Annotated in this window: 14 protein-coding genes and 1 pseudogene; 6 read left to right on the top strand and 9 right to left on the bottom strand. The window is 61.4% G+C overall.

The window, feature by feature from the left end:
- Position 1: 1 nt before the first annotated feature.
- Positions 2-2,119: a methylmalonyl-CoA mutase gene (gene scpA / locus NKH52_RS10605; RefSeq protein ID WP_352730720.1), complete on the bottom strand. Its 2,118-nt coding sequence runs from the start codon at positions 2,117-2,119 to the stop codon at positions 2-4.
- Entirely contained in the window at positions 2,116-3,585 is a 1,470-nt protein-coding gene (locus tag NKH52_RS10600) for a methylmalonyl-CoA mutase subunit beta (protein WP_352730718.1), read from the bottom strand. The genes scpA and NKH52_RS10600 overlap by 4 nt, the downstream gene beginning before the upstream one ends.
- Before the next feature lie 310 nt (positions 3,586-3,895).
- Here NKH52_RS10600 and NKH52_RS10595 point away from each other — a divergent pair, with 310 nt between their 5' ends.
- Positions 3,896-5,443 (top strand): helicase HerA-like C-terminal domain-containing protein, encoded by a 1,548-nt coding sequence (locus NKH52_RS10595; RefSeq protein WP_352730716.1) that lies wholly within the window; start codon positions 3,896-3,898, stop codon positions 5,441-5,443.
- Between the two features lie 142 nt (positions 5,444-5,585).
- Here the strand turns inward: NKH52_RS10595 and NKH52_RS10590 are convergent, their stop codons facing one another.
- The 4 genes and pseudogenes from NKH52_RS10590 to NKH52_RS10575 all read right to left on the bottom strand — a co-directional run bounded on the left by NKH52_RS10590 (position 5,586) and on the right by NKH52_RS10575 (position 9,656).
- A complete protein-coding gene (locus NKH52_RS10590) occupies positions 5,586-6,635 on the bottom strand; it encodes a class I SAM-dependent methyltransferase (RefSeq protein WP_352730714.1) in 1,050 nt (349 codons plus the stop codon).
- A 158-nt stretch (positions 6,636-6,793) separates the two neighbouring features.
- Positions 6,794-7,876 (bottom strand): annotated as a pseudogene (locus NKH52_RS10585) (alpha/beta fold hydrolase).
- Positions 7,877-7,997: 121 nt separating this feature from the next.
- Entirely contained in the window at positions 7,998-8,822 is an 825-nt protein-coding gene (locus tag NKH52_RS10580) for a L,D-transpeptidase (RefSeq protein ID WP_127269960.1), read from the bottom strand.
- A gap of 171 nt (positions 8,823-8,993) precedes the next feature.
- Entirely contained in the window at positions 8,994-9,656 is a 663-nt protein-coding gene (locus NKH52_RS10575) for a haloacid dehalogenase type II (protein ID WP_023812779.1), read from the bottom strand.
- Between the two features lie 157 nt (positions 9,657-9,813).
- Between NKH52_RS10575 and NKH52_RS10570 the strand changes: the two genes are divergently transcribed.
- The 4 genes from NKH52_RS10570 (at position 9,814) to NKH52_RS10555 (ending at position 13,117) form a co-directional block, all read left to right on the top strand.
- Positions 9,814-10,692, top strand: a complete 879-nt coding sequence (locus NKH52_RS10570; protein ID WP_127292503.1) for a branched-chain amino acid aminotransferase — start codon at positions 9,814-9,816, stop codon at positions 10,690-10,692.
- Between the two features lie 106 nt (positions 10,693-10,798).
- A complete protein-coding gene (locus tag NKH52_RS10565; protein WP_023812781.1) occupies positions 10,799-11,395 on the top strand; it encodes a superoxide dismutase in 597 nt (198 codons plus the stop codon).
- 324 nt (positions 11,396-11,719) lie between these two features.
- Positions 11,720-12,157, top strand: a complete 438-nt coding sequence (locus NKH52_RS10560) for a c-type cytochrome (protein ID WP_127292506.1) — start codon at positions 11,720-11,722, stop codon at positions 12,155-12,157.
- Positions 12,158-12,166: 9 nt separating this feature from the next.
- The gene (locus NKH52_RS10555; protein WP_352730711.1) at positions 12,167-13,117 is read left to right on the top strand and encodes a cytochrome c; all 951 of its coding nucleotides are present in this window, start codon (positions 12,167-12,169) and stop codon (positions 13,115-13,117) included.
- Here NKH52_RS10555 and NKH52_RS10550 read toward each other — a convergent pair.
- From NKH52_RS10550 to NKH52_RS10540, 3 genes are all read right to left on the bottom strand, one after another.
- Complete coding sequence (locus NKH52_RS10550; protein WP_127292511.1) at positions 13,114-13,521, bottom strand: SET domain-containing protein; 408 nt, start codon at positions 13,519-13,521, stop codon at positions 13,114-13,116. The two genes, NKH52_RS10555 and NKH52_RS10550, sit on opposite strands and share 4 nt — an antisense overlap.
- A gap of 154 nt (positions 13,522-13,675) precedes the next feature.
- Positions 13,676-14,302 (bottom strand): LysE family translocator, encoded by a 627-nt coding sequence (locus tag NKH52_RS10545; protein WP_352730709.1) that lies wholly within the window; start codon positions 14,300-14,302, stop codon positions 13,676-13,678.
- Positions 14,299-16,422 carry a S9 family peptidase gene (locus tag NKH52_RS10540; protein ID WP_352730708.1) on the bottom strand — a complete coding sequence of 708 codons (2,124 nt, stop codon included), beginning with the start codon at positions 16,420-16,422 and terminating at the stop codon, positions 14,299-14,301. The genes NKH52_RS10545 and NKH52_RS10540 overlap by 4 nt, the downstream gene beginning before the upstream one ends.
- Before the next feature lie 179 nt (positions 16,423-16,601).
- On the opposite strand from NKH52_RS10540, the gene NKH52_RS10535 reads away from it, so the two are divergent.
- Positions 16,602-16,970: an SH3 domain-containing protein gene (locus NKH52_RS10535; RefSeq protein ID WP_023812787.1), complete on the top strand. Its 369-nt coding sequence runs from the start codon at positions 16,602-16,604 to the stop codon at positions 16,968-16,970.
- Positions 16,971-17,229 lie beyond the last annotated feature (259 nt).

Genomic DNA, 17,229 nt, shown 5'->3' with positions numbered 1-17,229 from the left:
TCTAGGCCAGCAGCCGGTCCAGCAGGCGATCCGCTGCTTCCGGTATGACCGTGCCCGGCGGGAAGATCTCGGCAGCTCCCGCCTGCCGCACCGCGTCGTAGTCCTGCGGCGGGATGACGCCGCCGGCAACGATCAGCATGTCACCCCGGCCGAGCTTTTTCAGCGCGTCGCGCAGTTCGGGGATCAGCGTCAGATGTCCCGCCGCCAGCGACGAGGCGCCGACGATGTGGACGTCCTGTGCGACCGCCAGCCTGGCGATCTCATCGGGTGTCTGGAACATCGCGCCGACGGTGACGTCGAAGCCGAGATCGGCGAAGGCCGTGGCGATGACCTTCTGGCCACGGTCGTGGCCGTCCTGACCCATCTTGGCGACCAGGATGCGCGGCTTGCCGCCGGTCTTCTTCTCGAAGGCGTCAAGCTTGTCCTGCAGACCGTCGACCATGGGATGATCGCCAAGCGCCTTGCGATAGACCCCGGAAATGGTCTGTACCGTGGCGACGTGGCGCCCAAACGCCCTTTCCAACGCGAATGAAATCTCGCCGACCGTGGCATTGGCGCGCGCGGCTCGGATGGCGAATTCCAGCAGGTTTTCATTGCCTTGCGCGGCACGGGTCAGCGCATCGAGCGCGCTTTCGACGGCGGCGACGTCGCGCGTGCCCTTCAGCCGTTGCAGCTTCGACAATTGCCGCGCCCTGACTTCGGCATTGTCGATCTTCAGCACGTCGACCTCGATGTCGGTCTCGGGCCGATGGGCATTGACGCCGACCAGCATCTGCTCGCCGGAATCGATGCGCGCCTGCGTGCGTGCGGCGGCTTCCTCGATGCGCAGCTTGGGTATGCCCTGTTCGGTCGCAGCGGCCATGCCGCCGAGCGCCTCGACCTCCTCGATATGGGCAAGGGCGCGCGCCGCCAGATCATGCGTCAGCCGTTCGAGATAGGCCGAACCGCCCCACGGGTCGATGATGCGCGTGGTGCCGGATTCCTTTTGCAGGATGAGCTGCGTGTTGCGGGCGATCCGCGCCGAATGGTCGGTCGGCAGCGCCATCGCCTCGTCGAAGGAATTGGTGTGCAGCGACTGGGTATGGCCCTGCGTTGCAGCCATCGCCTCGATCATGGTGCGGATGATGTTGTTGTAGGGATCCTGCGCCGTCAGCGACCAGCCAGAAGTCTGGCAATGGGTGCGCAGCGACAGCGAGCGCTCGTCCTTGGGCGAAAAATTCTTCTGCATCAGGGTCGCCCACAACAGGCGCGCGGCCCGCAGCTTGGCGACTTCCATGAAGAAATTCATGCCGATGGCCCAGAAGAAGGACAGGCGAGGCGCAAAGCGGTCGATGTCGAGGCCCGCCGCGACGCCGGCGCGGGCATACTCGATGCCATCGGCGATCGTGTAGGCGAGCTCAAGGTCGGCCGTCGCGCCGGCCTCCTGCATGTGATAGCCGGAGATCGAGATCGAATTGAACTTCGGCATGTTCTTCGATGTGTATGAGAAGATGTCCGACACGATCCGCATCGAAGGTTTCGGCGGATAGATGTAGGTGTTGCGGACCATGAATTCCTTCAAAATGTCGTTCTGAATGGTCCCGGCGAGATCCTTCTGCGCAACGCCTTGTTCTTCCGCAGCGACGATGTAAAGCGCCATGATCGGCAGCACCGCGCCGTTCATCGTCATCGATACCGTCATCTCGTCGAGCGGAATGCCGTCGAAGAGCTGCCGCATGTCGAGGATGGAATCGATGGCGACGCCCGCCATGCCGACATCGCCGGCAACGCGCGGATGATCGCTGTCATAGCCGCGATGCGTGGCGAGATCGAAGGCGACCGACAGCCCCTTCTGGCCGGCGGCAAGGTTGCGTCGGTAAAAAGCGTTGGAATCTTCGGCCGTCGAGAAACCGGCATATTGCCGGATCGTCCAGGGCTGCTGGACATACATGGTCGGGTAGGGGCCGCGCACGAAGGGCGGCAGGCCGGGATATGTGTCGAGATGCGGCAGCCCCTTGAGATCGCTTTGATTGTACAGATGCTTGGCAATGAGCCCCTCCGGCGTGGTCCGCTGGCCTTTGACCTCGACAGGCGTGCGGCGTGGCGGGATCCAGCCGATCTGGCCGAAGTCCGGGATCAAGAGCCGGCTCCGATCGATTGGTCGATGCGGGCCGGTCCGATCGCCTGGTCGATGCGGACTGGAAACAGAGCCTCGCAAACGGCAACGCCTTCGGTGAAGGCCGGTCGCCGTTCCGCCGCCAGCGTCTCGACCGGGCGTTCGTCTTTTGATGGATAGAGCGTGGTGCCGATGATGGCCCGTTCACCTGTGCGGTAGGCTGCATTGCGCTGCTCCGCCGCTGCCTGGACGCGCTTCTGGATGTGTCCGTCCTGAAGGCTGGACAAGACACCGCCCTCGGCTTCGATCGTCTGCAACTCCCCCCAGGCCAGTTCGCACAATTCCGCGGTCAGCGCCTCCACAGCGCCGGAACCATAGGCGGGATCGGTGACATGATCGATATGGCTTTCATTGGCCATGATCAGCTGCGTGTTGCGGGCAACACGACGGGCAAAACCCGCCGGCAGACCATGCGCGATCGTGTGCGGCAGGATGGAGATCGAATCGGCGCCGCCGCATGCCGCGGCAAAGCATGCAATGGTGGTGCGCAGGATGTTGGTCTCCGGATCCATCGCCGTCATCATGCGAAACGACGTCTCGGCATGGATATTGGCGGTGGATGTCGGGATCGAACAAGCCTCCTGCACCCGCGCCCATAGCCTGCGCAGTGCCCGCATCTTGGCCGTCGACAGCAACTGGTCCTGGTCGACGCTGAGCGCAAAACCGATATGAGGCGCAGCATAGACAAGCGGCTGCCGAGCCGTCTCGAACATTCTGAGATAGGAGACAGCCGAAGCCAGCATGATGCCAAGTTCCTGCGCCTCCGTGGCGCCGGCATTGTGGAACACGCGCCCGTCAGCTTCCAGCAGCACGCCCGGAACGCCCATCGCGAAGAAATGCGCCAGCGACTGCGGCATAGAGGCCTGCAGCGCCTCGATCGACATGCGCAGCCGACCGGTTCCCGCGAAGATCGCCGCTGGATCGATGCCGAAGGAGAGGTTGAGTTTTGCCGGGTCCGACCGCCGCTTGCTCAGGAAAGCGACCAGCCAGTCGGCCACGGCGCGGCTCCAGGGATGGGCGTCGATGCGAACCTGGATGCGGTTGAGCGGTATGCCGTCCAGCACCGCCTCCAGCGCCTCCGCCGTTCTCGGCAAGCCGTAGCCGAACGCGTTCGGCGCCCCTTCGAAGACCAGCGACAATCCCGTGGCACCTTGTGCAACATCCTCCAGCGCTTGGCTTCTGGCGCGGTTGATGTCGGGATCGTCGACTCGCTGGCTGACGATCCATGGCGATTTCGGGTTTGCGCGCACGATCGGTTCCGCCGCGGTGCTGCGGTCGTAGAGCGGTTCGATACGGATGTTGTCGTCGCTGTGCGAGACCAGCCTTTCCTCGAAGGAAGCGCCTGTCAATGCCTTTTCCGCCAAGGCGAGCCATCGCTGACGCTCGGCGTTCTCGGGTTCCACGTCCTGGATCAAGGCTCCGGCGCCCATCCGTCCTCCTCGTTTCATACGGCCGCACCAGCCGGGAGTGGTTCAGTCTACGGTCCCCGGTCCGATATCGCAATGCAATGCGCTTCCAGAGACCGGATTCGATCCATCAGATATAGGTCAGTCCGCGTGGACGACGATTGCCAAACAGCGGCAAAATCCGCAAGCTCCAAAAACCCGATTTGAACGAATGGCCCGGATTTGGACGAATGGCCCCGAATTGGACGAATGGCATTGTCGCTGTGCAATGGCCTCACTATACCTGCGGCAAGGCCACTGGCTTTAGACACATCAGTTTGCGGAGACCGTGCATATGGCTGACGACAGCAGTATTTTCATCGGCGCCAGCCGCAAGCCCGACGAAAGCTATCAGCGTGCCGAGCAGCTGTTGCTGCAATATGGGAATCGTCATGGCCTGGTGACGGGCGCCACCGGTACCGGCAAGACAGTCACCTTGCAGATACTGGCCGAAGGATTTTCCAACGCCGGCGTGCCGGTGTTCTGCGCTGACATCAAGGGGGATCTGTCGGGCATCGCGATGATGGGCACGGCACAGGATTTCCTCGTCAAGCGGGCCGAACAGGTCAAGCTCGATCCTTATGACTTCCAGGAATTCCCCGTTATCTTCTGGGACTTGTTCGGCGAGCAGGGTCATCCGATCCGCGCCACGGTTTCGGAAATGGGGCCGTTGTTGCTGTCGCGTCTGATGAACCTGACCGAGGCGCAGGAAGGCATCATGAACATCGCCTTCCGCCTGGCTGACGAGGAAGGTCTGCTGCTGCTCGACATGAAGGACCTGCAGGCGCTCTTGGCCAACATCGCCGAGCGTGCCGACGAGATCGGCTCACGCTACGGCAACGTGACGAAGCCATCGGTCGGGGCGATCCAGCGCACGCTGCTGGTCCTGGAGCAGCAGGGGGCCGCAAATTTCTTCGGCGAACCGGCACTGCGTATCGCCGATATCATGCGCACCACCCGTGACGGACGCGGCGCCATCAGCGTGCTTGCCGCCGACAAGCTGATGATGAATCCGCGGCTCTACGCGACCTTCCTGCTATGGCTGATGTCGGAACTGTTCGAGGTGCTGCCGGAAGTCGGCGACCCCGACAAGCCGAAGCTGGTGTTCTTTTTCGACGAGGCGCATCTTCTGTTCGACGAAGCACCCAAGGTGCTGATCGATCGCGTCGAACAAGTGGTCCGACTGATCCGCTCGAAAGGCGTCGGCGTCTATTTCGTCACGCAGAACCCTTTGGACATCCCTGAAAAGGTTCTGGCCCAGCTCGGCAATCGCGTCCAGCACGCGCTGCGCGCCTATACGCCGCGTGAGCAGCAAGCAGTCCGGACGGCAGCCGAGACGTTCCGGCCAAATCCCGATTTTGACTGCATGACCGCCATTACTCAGCTTGCCACAGGCGAAGCGCTGGTCTCGACGCTTGAGGCCAAGGGTGTTCCGTCCATGGTGCAGCGGACGCTTATCCGCCCGCCATCCTCGCGGCTTGGACCCATAACTGCCGCTGAGCGGCAAAAGCTGATCCAGGAAAGCCCGGTCGCCGGCCAGTACGATCAGGCCGTTGATCGCGAGTCGGCTTTCGAAATGCTGCAAAAAAAGGCCAAGGACGCGCAGGATGCCGAAGAGCAGGCCCAGCAGGCCGGCAGCGGCGGCTCGCGCTGGACCATTCCGGGCTTCGGCAATGACGATCCCGCGCCGCAATCCGGTGGCAGGCGCACATCTGCTCCGCGCCCGTCCAGCCGCCAGACCGTGGCCGAGGCGGCGATCAAGTCCGTGGTGCGCTCCGTCGGCTCGTCGGTCGGCCGGGCAATCGTGCGCGGGATATTGGGCAGTCTTTCCAGAGGGCGGTGAGCTTCGGATCTGAGGCAGGGGCATCCGCTTTGGCGAAATGCCCGTGGCTTGAAGCCGCATCGGATAGGCGGCATTGAGCCGGTTTTGGCGGACAGACGTTGGTTGGCCGGTTCGAGGAGGGCCCGAACCGACCTTTTCTGCGTCAGGTCGCTTCGAGCACCATGTTGAGTGGGGTCTGGGCAGCCCGCCGGACACGAGAGAACCCACCTGACCGGATCACCTCCGTCAGCCGGTTCTCTCCTGCTTGAGCGCCGAGCGCGAGGCCTGTCTCCTGTGCCAGTGATGTGGGAACGCAGATCATTGTCGAGGCCGAGTAGTACAGCCGTCCGACCGGATTGATATTTTCTTCCAGAGTATCTCCCGCCATGGGTTCGACAACCATCCAGGTGCCGCCCTCTTTTAGCGATTTGCGAATATGCACCGCCGCGGTCTTTGGGCCGCCCATATCGTGCAGGCAGTCGAAGCAGGTGATCAGATCGAAGTCGCGCCCGCCAAAATCCTGGGCCCGGCCGACCTCGAAATTCAGGTTCGTCAGTCCATACGACCGGGCATGCGCGGTCGCGGCGGCAATCGAGGCCGGATGGAAGTCGTAACCTACGAAGCGGGAGGCGGGGAACGCCTGCGCCATCAGGATCGTTGACAGACCGTGCCCACATCCAACGTCGGCCACCGATGCCCCTGCCTTCAACGTGGCGACGACTCCGTCAAGCGCCGGTAGCCAGTCCTTCACCAGGGCATTGACATAACCCGGCCGAAACAGACGTGACACGGCGCAGAACAGACACCCTGCCTGATCGCCCCAGGCAACGCCTCGCCCGGTCCTGAAAGCCGATTCCACTTTTGGCTGGTTCTCGACCATAGCAGCCGCGGTATCGAACCCGCCAATCAGATGGACCGGGCTGTCGGGTTCGGCAAATACGAATGACTGCTCGGGCGTCAGCGAAAACCGTCCATGTTCATAGTGCACGTAGCCGGACGCCGCCTGCGCCGACAGCCATTCGCGAACGTAGCGACGCGCGCATCCTGCAGCATCGGCAAGTTCGTCGGCCTTCGCAGGGCCGATTTCCTTGAGCGTTTTGTAAAGACCCAGCGCATCTCCGATCCGAACCAACGGCACGCTGACCGCACCACCAAGGTCGCCCAAAACGCGGCCTACCAATTCATTGAGCCTGGTTTCATTGAGTTGCGTCATGTCGGGTTCCTCCTGATCTTCGGACGACGGCCTATCGCTCCGTCGATTCCGAGGATGAGACACCCTCGGATGATGGGCATGATGCAGCAGTCCCGTGGGGGAAGTGAAAGCGAACCCAAATAGGGACAGAAGTCCCTTATTTGTGGTCTGCGAGGAACTCAATCGGGCTGGGGCGCTCGCTCTCTGTCGGACAGCGTCATCACGATTGCCTGCGATCGGCTGTGGACGCCGAGCTTGCTGAAAATCATCGACAGTTGATTGCGCACGGTCTTCACGCTCTTGCTCAAGCGCTGCGCGATCGCGCGGTTGTCCAGCCCCTGTTTGACCAGATCCAGAAGCGCCGCCTCGGCAGGTGTCAGGCCGGCCTCTCGGACTGCGCGCGGCTGCCTGGGCCGCTCATGTCCGAGGAAGGCATCGAGTTCATCCTGGAACACCTTCCAAGCTGGCTCGGTCGGCAGGAGAACGTGATTTTTGCTTTCAAGCGGCAGGAAGCGGGCTCCAGGGATCGCTGCGGCAAGCTTGCAGCCTTCATCGAATGGCACGCGCATGTCCCCGCGGCTGTGCGCGATCAACGTCGGGACGCGGAGTTTCACCGCGAGGTCGAGGACGTCGATCCCCTGCATCTGCCAGAGCAGGCGGGCGGCTACGTCAGCGCTTGCCGTCACGCGCTCAAGATCGCCCCACCAGCGGTAGCTGTTCTTGTGTCCCGTTGGGAATGAAAAGGTTGGTGAAGAACTGGCAGAACGCAGGATTTTCGCGTCCCCAGCCAATGCGCACGAAATTGACGAGTGTTTCGGCTTCCAACCGCTCGGCCTCGGTCTGCGCTCGAACTCTCGCACCCTGGCCGTAGGCATTCAGCAGCACCAGATGCGACACCCGCTCAGGATGCCGCAGCGCATAGGCGATGCTGAGAGCGCCGCCTTGCGAAAGACCGAGCAGAACGAAACTTGGCTGCTCAAGGTCGCCGTCACGGCGTCCAGGTCTGCGTGCCATGCTTCGATCGAGAGGTCGGCGACATGGCGATCCGACAGACCGCAACCGCGTGGATCGTAGCGCACAAACTGGTTGTGGGCCGAAAGGGACTGGAGCCATGGCCGCCAAACCGGGCTTTCGAGATCATAATCGACATGGCTCAGCCAGTGCGCCGCCCGAACGATCACCTTGCCTTCCCCGCATGATGCGACAGCGATGCCGGTACCGTCCTCGGACGTGCAGAACCGTATGCTCTGGCTGAGTTTCATCACCACAGAATATCGCAGTGGGACGCCACGCGACAGACCGGTCTCCGCTGATGCGGAATCGTTTCCGTTTCAGAGAGACAATCCGGTGAAGGAGCGTCGTAACCGCCGCCCCTTCGCCTGATCAGAAGATCGAATTGGTGATCGCCTTTACTGGTCCAAGCAGCACCGAACCATCCGGCACGCCGGCGTCGATCGGGATCGCCTGTCGGTTGGCCGTTGCCACCATGGGTTGGCTGGCGTCGCTGGTCACGACGACCGGCGTCTTCGAGGGCACGCGATCATAGAGATCGATAATGTCCTGGTTCATCAGACGCACGCAGCCTGACGACACCGACTTGCCGATCGACCGCCACTCCGGCGAGCCGTGCAGACGATAGAGCGTGTCGACATTGCCTTGGAACAGATAGAGCGCGCGTGCGCCGAGCGGGTTCTTCAGGCCGCCGGGCATGCCGCCATTGTCAGCGCTGTAGGGTTTCAATTCCGGCTGGCGGGCTATCATTTCGTCCGGCGGCGTCCACTTTGGCCATTTCTGCTTCCACTGAACGACGGCGTCGCCGGACCATTCGAAGCCTGCGCGGCCAAGGCCGACACCGTAGCGTATCGCCTGACCGCCTGGACGAACCAGATAAAGGAAGTGGCCGGTGGTATCGACGACTATGGTTCCCGGCTTCTGTCCCGTCGGATCGGGAACGATCTGACGCAGGAACTGCGGATCGATCTTGTCGACGGGGATTGCCGGCAAATCGAAGCCGCCGTCGCTGACTGCTGCGTACATCGTCACATAATCGGCCAGGGGCGGCTCGACATAGGTTGGTGGCGGCGGCTCGACCGGACCCGGCCCGGTGGTGGCGCATGCGGAAACCGCGATCGAAGCGGCGCCCAGGGCTGCGGCGTTGAGAAAGCCGCGACGGCTCAGGCGAAAAGATTCGATTTCGGTTATGGACATGGTTGCCTTCTTTAAGTCTCAAATCGCAACAAAGCGTGAATTCGCCGACAGTTCCGCAGGGTGCCTGACAACACCTGGGGCGATAGGCGGTTCCGATTCTGGCCCGAACGTGGGCAAACAAAGGCGAAGCTGTGACCGAGCCGCTACTGTGGCGCCAGAGACACAGGTCTCCTAGCTGCCGGGCACAAGGGCTTCGAGCGACGGCAGGATAAGGGCCGGTGGGAAATCCTGGTATTCTTCGGGCTGGTTGGAACGGTTGATCCACACCGTGCGAAAACCGAATTTGGTGGCGCCTGCAATGTCCCAGCGGTTGGAGGACTGGAAGGAAACCGCGCCGGGGTAGAGGCGCCAGCCGGTGGCGACCATATCGTAGACAGCCGGATCGGTCTTGAAGCGCCGCACCCTGTCGACGGAATAGATGTCATCCAGAACCTGGTCGAGCGCGGCGGATTTGACCGCTGCCTGCAGCATTTCGGGCGAACCGTTTGACAGAATCGCCAGCCTCGCTCCCGAAGCCTTGAGCGCCTTGAGCACGGCCGGCACTTCCGGATAGCAATCCAGCCGCCAGTAGGCATCCAGCAATATCGCCTTGAGGCCGGGGTCGGCCGAGGGAACCTTGCGCAAGGCGAAATCGAGCGCCTGTTCGGTCAGTTGCCAGAAATCGGCATAGGCGCCCATCAGCGTGCGCACCCAGGAATATTCGAGCTGCTTGGCGCGCCAGATCTCCGACAACAATTGGCCGTCCGGCCCGATCCGGTCGGCATGACGGCGCACGGCGGCATGCACGTCGAACAGTGTGCCATAGGCGTCGAAGACATAGGCGGCGTATTGCATGACAACAGTTTTGAGGGCAGGTGCGACAAGGTGCAAGCTTTGATTGCATTGCGCCCCGGCACTGGCCTCAACAAAACTCCATGATGCCGGTTGACGGCGCCCGCCAAAGCATCTTCCAATGGCCGTCACACGAGACCGATTGAGGCGGGACGACAAGATGACACTGGCGGCTGCGGCGCAATCCGCGACATGGACTTTCGTCGATGGTGATTGGCACGAGGGCAACGTCGCCATTCTGGGGCCGCGCAGCCACGCCATGTGGCTCGGCACCAGCGTGTTCGACGGTGGCCGCTGGTTCGAAGGCGTGGCGCCGGATCTCGACCTGCATGCCGCCAGGGTGAATTCTTCGGCGATCGCACTCGGCCTGAAGCCGAACATGAGCGCCGACAAGATCGTCGGGCTGACATGGGATGGGTTGAAGAAGTTCGACGGCAAGACGGCGGTCTATATCAGGCCGATGTACTGGGCCGAGCATGGCGGCTATATGGGCGTGCCGGCCGATCCCGCCTCGACCCGCTTCTGCCTTTGCCTCTATGAATCACCGATGATTCCGGCGACTGGCTTTTCGGTGACCGTGTCGCCGTTCCGGCGTCCGACCATCGAAACCATGCCGACCAACGCCAAGGCCGGCTGCCTTTACCCCAACAACGGTCGGGCCATTCTCGAAGCCAAGATGCGCGGCTTCGACAACGCAATGGTGCTCGACATGCTGGGCAACGTCGCCGAGACCGGAACCTCGAACATCTTCCTGGTCAAGGACGGTCACGTCTTTACGCCTGCGCCGAACGGCACCTTCCTGTCCGGCATCACCCGCTCGCGCACGATAACGCTGCTCGGCGAATATGGCTTCAGGACCACGGAAAAGACGCTGTCGGTGCGAGATTTCCTCGAAGCGGACGAAATTTTTTCGACCGGGAACCATTCCAAGGTGGTGCCGGTCACGCGTATCGAGGATCGCAATCTGCAACCCGGGCCGGTGGCCAAAAAGGCGCGCGAACTCTATTGGGCTTGGGCGCATTCGACTTCCGCCGCTTGAGCGGATAAAAAGGCGACCGACGCTTCATCCGGAGTTGTCCCAATCCATTCCAGACCTATCTTACTCCGGTATCGACACCGGATTTTTCCACGAGGGAGTACTATCCATGGCCTTTGAATTGCCCGCTCTGCCTTACGACTATGAGGCCTTGCAGCCTTACATGTCGAAAGAGACGCTGGAATATCACCACGACAAGCACCACAAGGCGTATGTCGATAACGGAAACAAGCTCGCCGCCGAGGCCGGCTTGGGTGATCTGTCGGTCGAAGAGGTGGTCAAGCAGTCGTTCGGCAAGAATGCCGGCCTCTTCAACAATGCCGCCCAGCACTACAACCATATCCATTTCTGGAAGTGGATGAAGAAAGGCGGCGGCGGCAACAAGCTGCCGGGCGCCTTGCAGAAGGCAGTCGATAGCGATCTTGGTGGCTATGACAAGTTCAAGGCCGACTTCATTGCCGCCGGCACGACTCAGTTCGGTTCCGGCTGGGCCTGGGTCTCGGTCAAGGATGGCAAGCTGGCGATCTCGAAGACGCCGAACGGCGAGAACCCGCTCGTTCATGGCGCGTCGCCGATCCTTGGCGTCGATGTCTGGGAGCACTCCTATTACATCGACTATCGCAACGCCCGGCCGAAATATCTCGAGGCGTTCGTCGATAGCCTGATCAACTGGGACCATGTCCTCGAATTGTACGAAAAGGCCTGATGCATGTCGCCCAAAAGTGCGCAGCGGTTTTGGGATAACGACATGCACGAAAACAAAGACTCAAACCGCGTCGTTCGAGTCCGCTTGAACACAGCGCGTTTGATGTCCTGATCGATCGTAGAGAAGCCCCGCGCGATGAACTGCTCCCCCCGAAGGTTGATGCCCAACTTTCGGGAGTCAGTTCATCGCGCGGGGCTTTTCTTTTTCTGCGTCGAGATTCCCGTAACAAAGGTCTGGCAAAAATCATCCGGGGGAAGGGAATTTTTCCCCTGTAGCATCCGTTAACGTCCTGTCCCGAAATGCCTTCATCATGGAGCCAATTGAATGAGAAAGCTTGTTATCGCCATCTCTATGCTCGCACTCGCGGCTTCGGCGGCCTTTGCCGACCCGATCCTCGATCGGCAGGCACTGATGAAGGAACGCGGAAAGATCGTCGGGGGCCTGTCGAAAGTGGTCAAGGGCGAGGAACCCTTTGATGCGGCGGCTGTGTTGACGCAACTCCAGGCGCTGCAGGCGAATGCCGACAAATTCGATGCCGATGCGCTGTTCCCGGCCGGCAGCGACACCGGCGACACCACGGCCTCGCCGAAAATCTGGGAAGACATGGCTGGCTTCAACGCAGCCGAGGACAAATATCTCGCCGACGTCAAGGCCGCGGTCGCTGCGGCTCCCGCCGATGCCGACGCGCTGAAGGCGCAAGTCGGCGCTATCGGCTCGGATTGCGGCACTTGCCATCAAGGCTACAGAATCAAGAAGGGCTGATCACCAGCCATGGCATGGCTGAAGAAACTTGTCGGCGCCGTCGTCATTCTGGGCGGCGTCGGTGCAGTTGCCGGGTGGGTCCTGTCGGCCCCGGTGAGGCTCGACAGGGAAACCTTGGCCAAGCTCGGTCCTGGCGACGCAGCCAGGGGCAAGCGCATCTTTTATGCCGGCGGTTGCACATCCTGCCATGCAAAGCCGGGCTCACAGGGCGACGCCCGGCTTCAACTCGTGGGTGGCCTCGAACTCAAGACGCCGTTCGGAACCTTCGTGCCGCCCAACATTTCGCAAGATCCCAAGGACGGTATCGGCGCATGGTCTGTCGAGGACCTCGCCAATGCCATGCTGAAGGGCGTGTCGCCTTCTGGTGAGCATTTTTATCCGGCGTTTCCCTATGCATCCTACGCGCGCATGAATCCGGCCGACATTGCAGATCTCTATGCTTTCTTGAAGACGTTGCCGGCCGTCGCCGGCAAGGCAGCGGGCAATTCGCTCGATTTCCCCTTCGATATCCGCCGCGGCATCGGCCTGTGGAAATTGCTCTACCTCAGCGACCAGCCGGTTGTTGCCTTCCCCGAAGGCACGCCTGATCCGGTGATATCAGGCCGCTATCTGGTCGAAGGGCCAGGCCATTGCGGCGAATGCCACACGCCGCGCGATCTTGCGGGCGGCACGAAGAAGAACGAATGGCTGGCCGGCGCCGTGGCCGCGGAAGGCAGTGGCGTCGTGCCAAACATCACGTCGGGCGAGGGCGGTCTCGCCGAATGGTCGGAGGCTGACATCGCCAACTATCTCGAAACCGGCTTCACGCCAGATTTCGATTCCGTCGGCGGCGCCATGGTAGACGTGCAGCGGAATATCGCCGAACTGACGCCGCAGGACCGTGCGGCCATCGCCGCCTATCTGAAGGCGATCCCGGCGCATCCAAACGGCTATCCGGCCCGCAAGAAGGCGGCGAACTAGACCGAGTCTGCGGATGACAGGTGGCGGTCGCCGAGAAAATCGAAGCCCGTTTCGAAGAAATGGTTGTAGTTGCATGTCAGCTCTTCGCCAGGCGCGATGTCGCGCAGCGCAAAGCTCTCCTCGGGTGAGGAGACGTCGCAGTTCGGCTCGTCGGCATGGTTCATATAGCGCGCGTCGTCGGCTTCGAAGACGATGTAGTTCGGATCGCGGCGGTCGGGATAGGAGTAGCGATCGAGATAGCTCTTCACCGGGCCGGCCGCGCGCTCATAAGTCTCGACCTTGATGAGCCGATCGAACCTTGGGTCCAGCTTCCAGATCAGAGTACCGCGAGGAATGTGGTTCTTGGCAAAGACGCCGATTCCCTGGATGGACGATTTGTCGAGATAGACGTCGACGAGCAGCATAATGAACCTTTACGCGATTGGAGGCTGTCAGGCCGGGAAAAGCCGCGCACTGGGTAGCGCGCGGTCACCGCAATTGCGAGTGAAATGAGCAACGGGAACTTAAAAAGTCCTGATCACCCAGCTTCTTCGGAAGGCGCGTCGATCATCGTCTGAGTCAGCGTTGCTGCAGCGCCAGACGGACGCCCAAAGCGCAGTAGATGCCGCCGACAACTTTGCCCTGCCATCGTAACACCGACGGATTTCGGCGCAGGAACGTGCCGAGCCGGCCAGCGCTCACGGCAAAGACGACCGTGCTGAAAAGGCCCAGTACGACGAAGATGGCCCCCAACACGGTCATCTGAAGCATCACCGTCCCGTTTTCAGGCCGCACGAACTGAGGCAGGAAGGCGAGGAAAAACAGAGCGGTCTTGGGGTTGAGCACTTCGGTCAGGACAGCCTGTCGAAACGCCTTGCCGGCAGAGAGCGCAAGCGCGCCGGCAGCCGGGACGGCTGGTGTTTTCTCCATGATCGCGCGAATGCCGAGATAGATCAGGTAGGCCGCGCCGATGTACTTTATGACGCTGAACAGCGTCGCCGACGCGGCGATGACCGCCGATATGCCGATCATCGCCATGACGGTGTGAAAGACATCGCCGGCAGCGATCCCGGCGCCCGTCGCGATGCCGACCTTGGTTCCGGAACTCGTTGCCCGGGCGATCGTCAGCAGGGTGGCGGGGCCTGGAATGAAGACGAAGCCGAAAACGACCGCGATGTAGGCGATCAGGGTAGGGAGGTCGATCATTTGTTGGTTGCTCCCGTAGGCTGCGCCTTACCCATCACCTTCAGCGCGAAGGAGTAGGTGTAGGCGATCTCTTCCAGCCGCGAAAACCGGCCGGAGGCACCGGCATGGCCCGAATCCATGTTGATCTTGAACAGAACCGGATTGTCCCCGCTCTTGCGGTCGCGCAGCCGGGCCACCCATTTGGCCGGTTCCCAATAGGTGACGCGCGGATCGGTGAGACCGGCGAGCGCCAGGATCGGCGGATAGTCGTGATCAGCGACATTGTCATAGGGCGAGTAGGCGGCAATGGTTCGGTAGTCGTCAGCGGACGCGATCGGGTTGCCCCATTCGGGCCATTCCGGCGGCGTCAGTGGCAGGGTCGCATCGAGCATGGTGGTGAGGACATCGACGAAGGGAACCTCGGCGACGATGCCGCCAAAACAATCCGGCGCCATGTTGGCGACGGCACCCATCAGCATGCCGCCGGCCGAACCGCCCTGCGCGACGATACGGTCATGGGCCGTGTAACGCTCCGTGACCAGATGGCGCGCGACGGCGATGAAATCGGTGAACGTGTTCATCTTGTTCTCCCGCTTGCCGTCATCGTACCAGCCATAGCCCTTGTCCTTGCCGCCGCGAACGTGAGCGATGGCGAAGACGAAGCCACGGTCGACCAGCGAGAACCAGTTGGTGTTGAAGGCGGCCGGCACGGTGATGCCATAGGAGCCGTAGCCGTAAAGCAGGCAAGGCGCGGATCCGTCCAGCGGCGTGTCGCGATGATGCAAAAGCGAGATCGGCACCAGTTCGCCATCGCTGGCCGGCGCCATCAGGCGCCGCGTGACATAGTGGTCCGCATCATGGCCGGACGGCACTTCCTGGATCTTCAGCAGCACCCGCTCGCGGGTGCGCATATTGTAGTCGAACACCTGCGCCGGCGTCGTCATCGACGAGTAGGAGAAGCGCATGATCTCGGTGTCGTACTCATAGGAACCCGACAGGCCAAGCGAGAAGGCCTCCTCGTCGAGGGACAGAAGATGCTCCTCGCCGCTAATACGGTCGCGCACCACAATGCGCGGCAGGCCTTCCTTGCGTTCGAGCCGGACCATGTGGTCCCTGAAGCCGATCACCGACAGGATCAGCCGGCCGGGCTCGTGCGGGACCAGTTCGTGCCAGTTGGCGCGCACGGGATCGCTCGCTGGTGCCGTCATGATCTTGAAGTCCTTGGCGCCGTCGGCATTGGTCAGGATGAAGAAGATATCGCCGCCTTCTTCCAGCTCGTACTGAAGGCCAATCTCGCGCGGCGACACCAGTTTCGGTTCGGCAAACGGATCGGCGGCGCGCATCAGGCGGTATTCCGACGTCTCGTGATCGTTGATGCCGATCATGATCCACTCGTTGTTGCGGGTGCCGTCGACATTCATGAAGAAGCCGGGATCGGTTTCCTCATAGATCAGCCGGTCGCTTTGCGGGCTGTCGCCAAGCGCATGGAACAGCACCTTCGACGGACGGTGGTTGGGATCGAGACGTGTATAGAAGAAGCCGTCATTGCCGGCGTTCCAGACACCTGAACCGCCGGTGTCGGGGATCTGGTCCTCAAGCTCCCTGCCGTCGGCAAGGTCACGCACGCGAAGCGTGTAGAATTCGGAGCCCTTGTCGTCGAATGCCCACAGCAGCCTTGCGTGGTCGGCCGAATGGTCGACGCCGCCAAGACGGAAATAGGCCTTGCCCGCGGCCTCCGCGTCGCCATCGAGCAGGATATGCTCGGCACCGCCGCCGCGTGGCATACGGAAATAGCGCGGCTGCTCGCCACCAAGCTTGAAGGACGAGCCATAGGCATAGGGTCCGTCCTTCATCGGCACGGAAGAATCGTCTTCCTTGATACGGCCCTTCATCTCCTTGAAAAGCTGCTTCTGCAGTTCGACCGTGTCGGCCATCAGCTTCGACTGGTACGCGTTCTCCGCCTCGAGTTCTGTGCGGATCCCCGCATCGAGCAATGACGGGTCGCGGAACATCTCCTGCCAGTTGCCGGCCCGCAGCCAGGCATAGTCGTCGGTTCGCGTGATGCCGTGATGCGTGTCGGAAACCGGCCGCTTCTCGGGCGTAGGCGGGCTGACGATCGGAAATATGGATGTCTTGGTCATTGCGTCTCGCTGCCAGTATCTTGAATGGGCCAGTATCTTGAATAGGCCAGTATCTTGAATGGACCATCTCGAATGGAGAAATATCTTGAACGGCGAATGAACACGCCGCTCAGGGCAGGTTCAAGAGCCACAGCGTATGGGTTGTGTCGGCTCCAGGAGATGAGCCGGGAGGAGAGATGATGACTATTTGGTCTCGGACTGCTGCGGCTTTCGCCGTTGCTTCACTAACTCTGGCCTTTGCCGGCCAGTCTCATGCGACCGTATTCGCGGCTTGGCAAGTGGCCAATGTGCCGTTCGGCGATACGCTCAATGTACGCAAATACCCTTCGGGCACATCCCAGAAGCAGGCGGGATATCCGAACGGGACCGTTCTGCAGATGACCGGGCGATGCACCGGCGGAATAAACCTGCTCGACATCGCCAACCAGCCGGCATGGAAGCAGGAACAGAAGATTCGCTATCGCTGGTGCGAAGTCTGGCATGATCCGGCCCAGAACGGCAATTTCATCACCGGCTGGGCCTATGGCAAATACATCACCCCGCATTGATTGACGCGGCAGCAATCAGCCGATCGGTTGGATGACAGGCATGCATGATTGCTTGCGTATGGCCACGGCAACCTATGGTTTTGTGGATAAATGTGAACAACCAATATTGCTCGGGCGATAGCCAAGCAAGATCAAACATTAAAACCCGTTTCGTGAGTTGCCACGAATGTAACGGCGATCTGACGTTACGTCAGCCGCCGCCGGCGGGAGCGCGAAATATCGATAAATTACACAATGCACGAAAGATTGAAGCTGATCG

Origin of the sequence: Mesorhizobium sp. M1066 (assembly GCF_040318635.1) — a bacterium.
In the GTDB taxonomy this organism is placed as follows: Bacteria; Pseudomonadota; Alphaproteobacteria; order Rhizobiales; family Rhizobiaceae; genus Mesorhizobium.
This window is presented reverse-complemented; position numbering and strand designations above follow the sequence as displayed.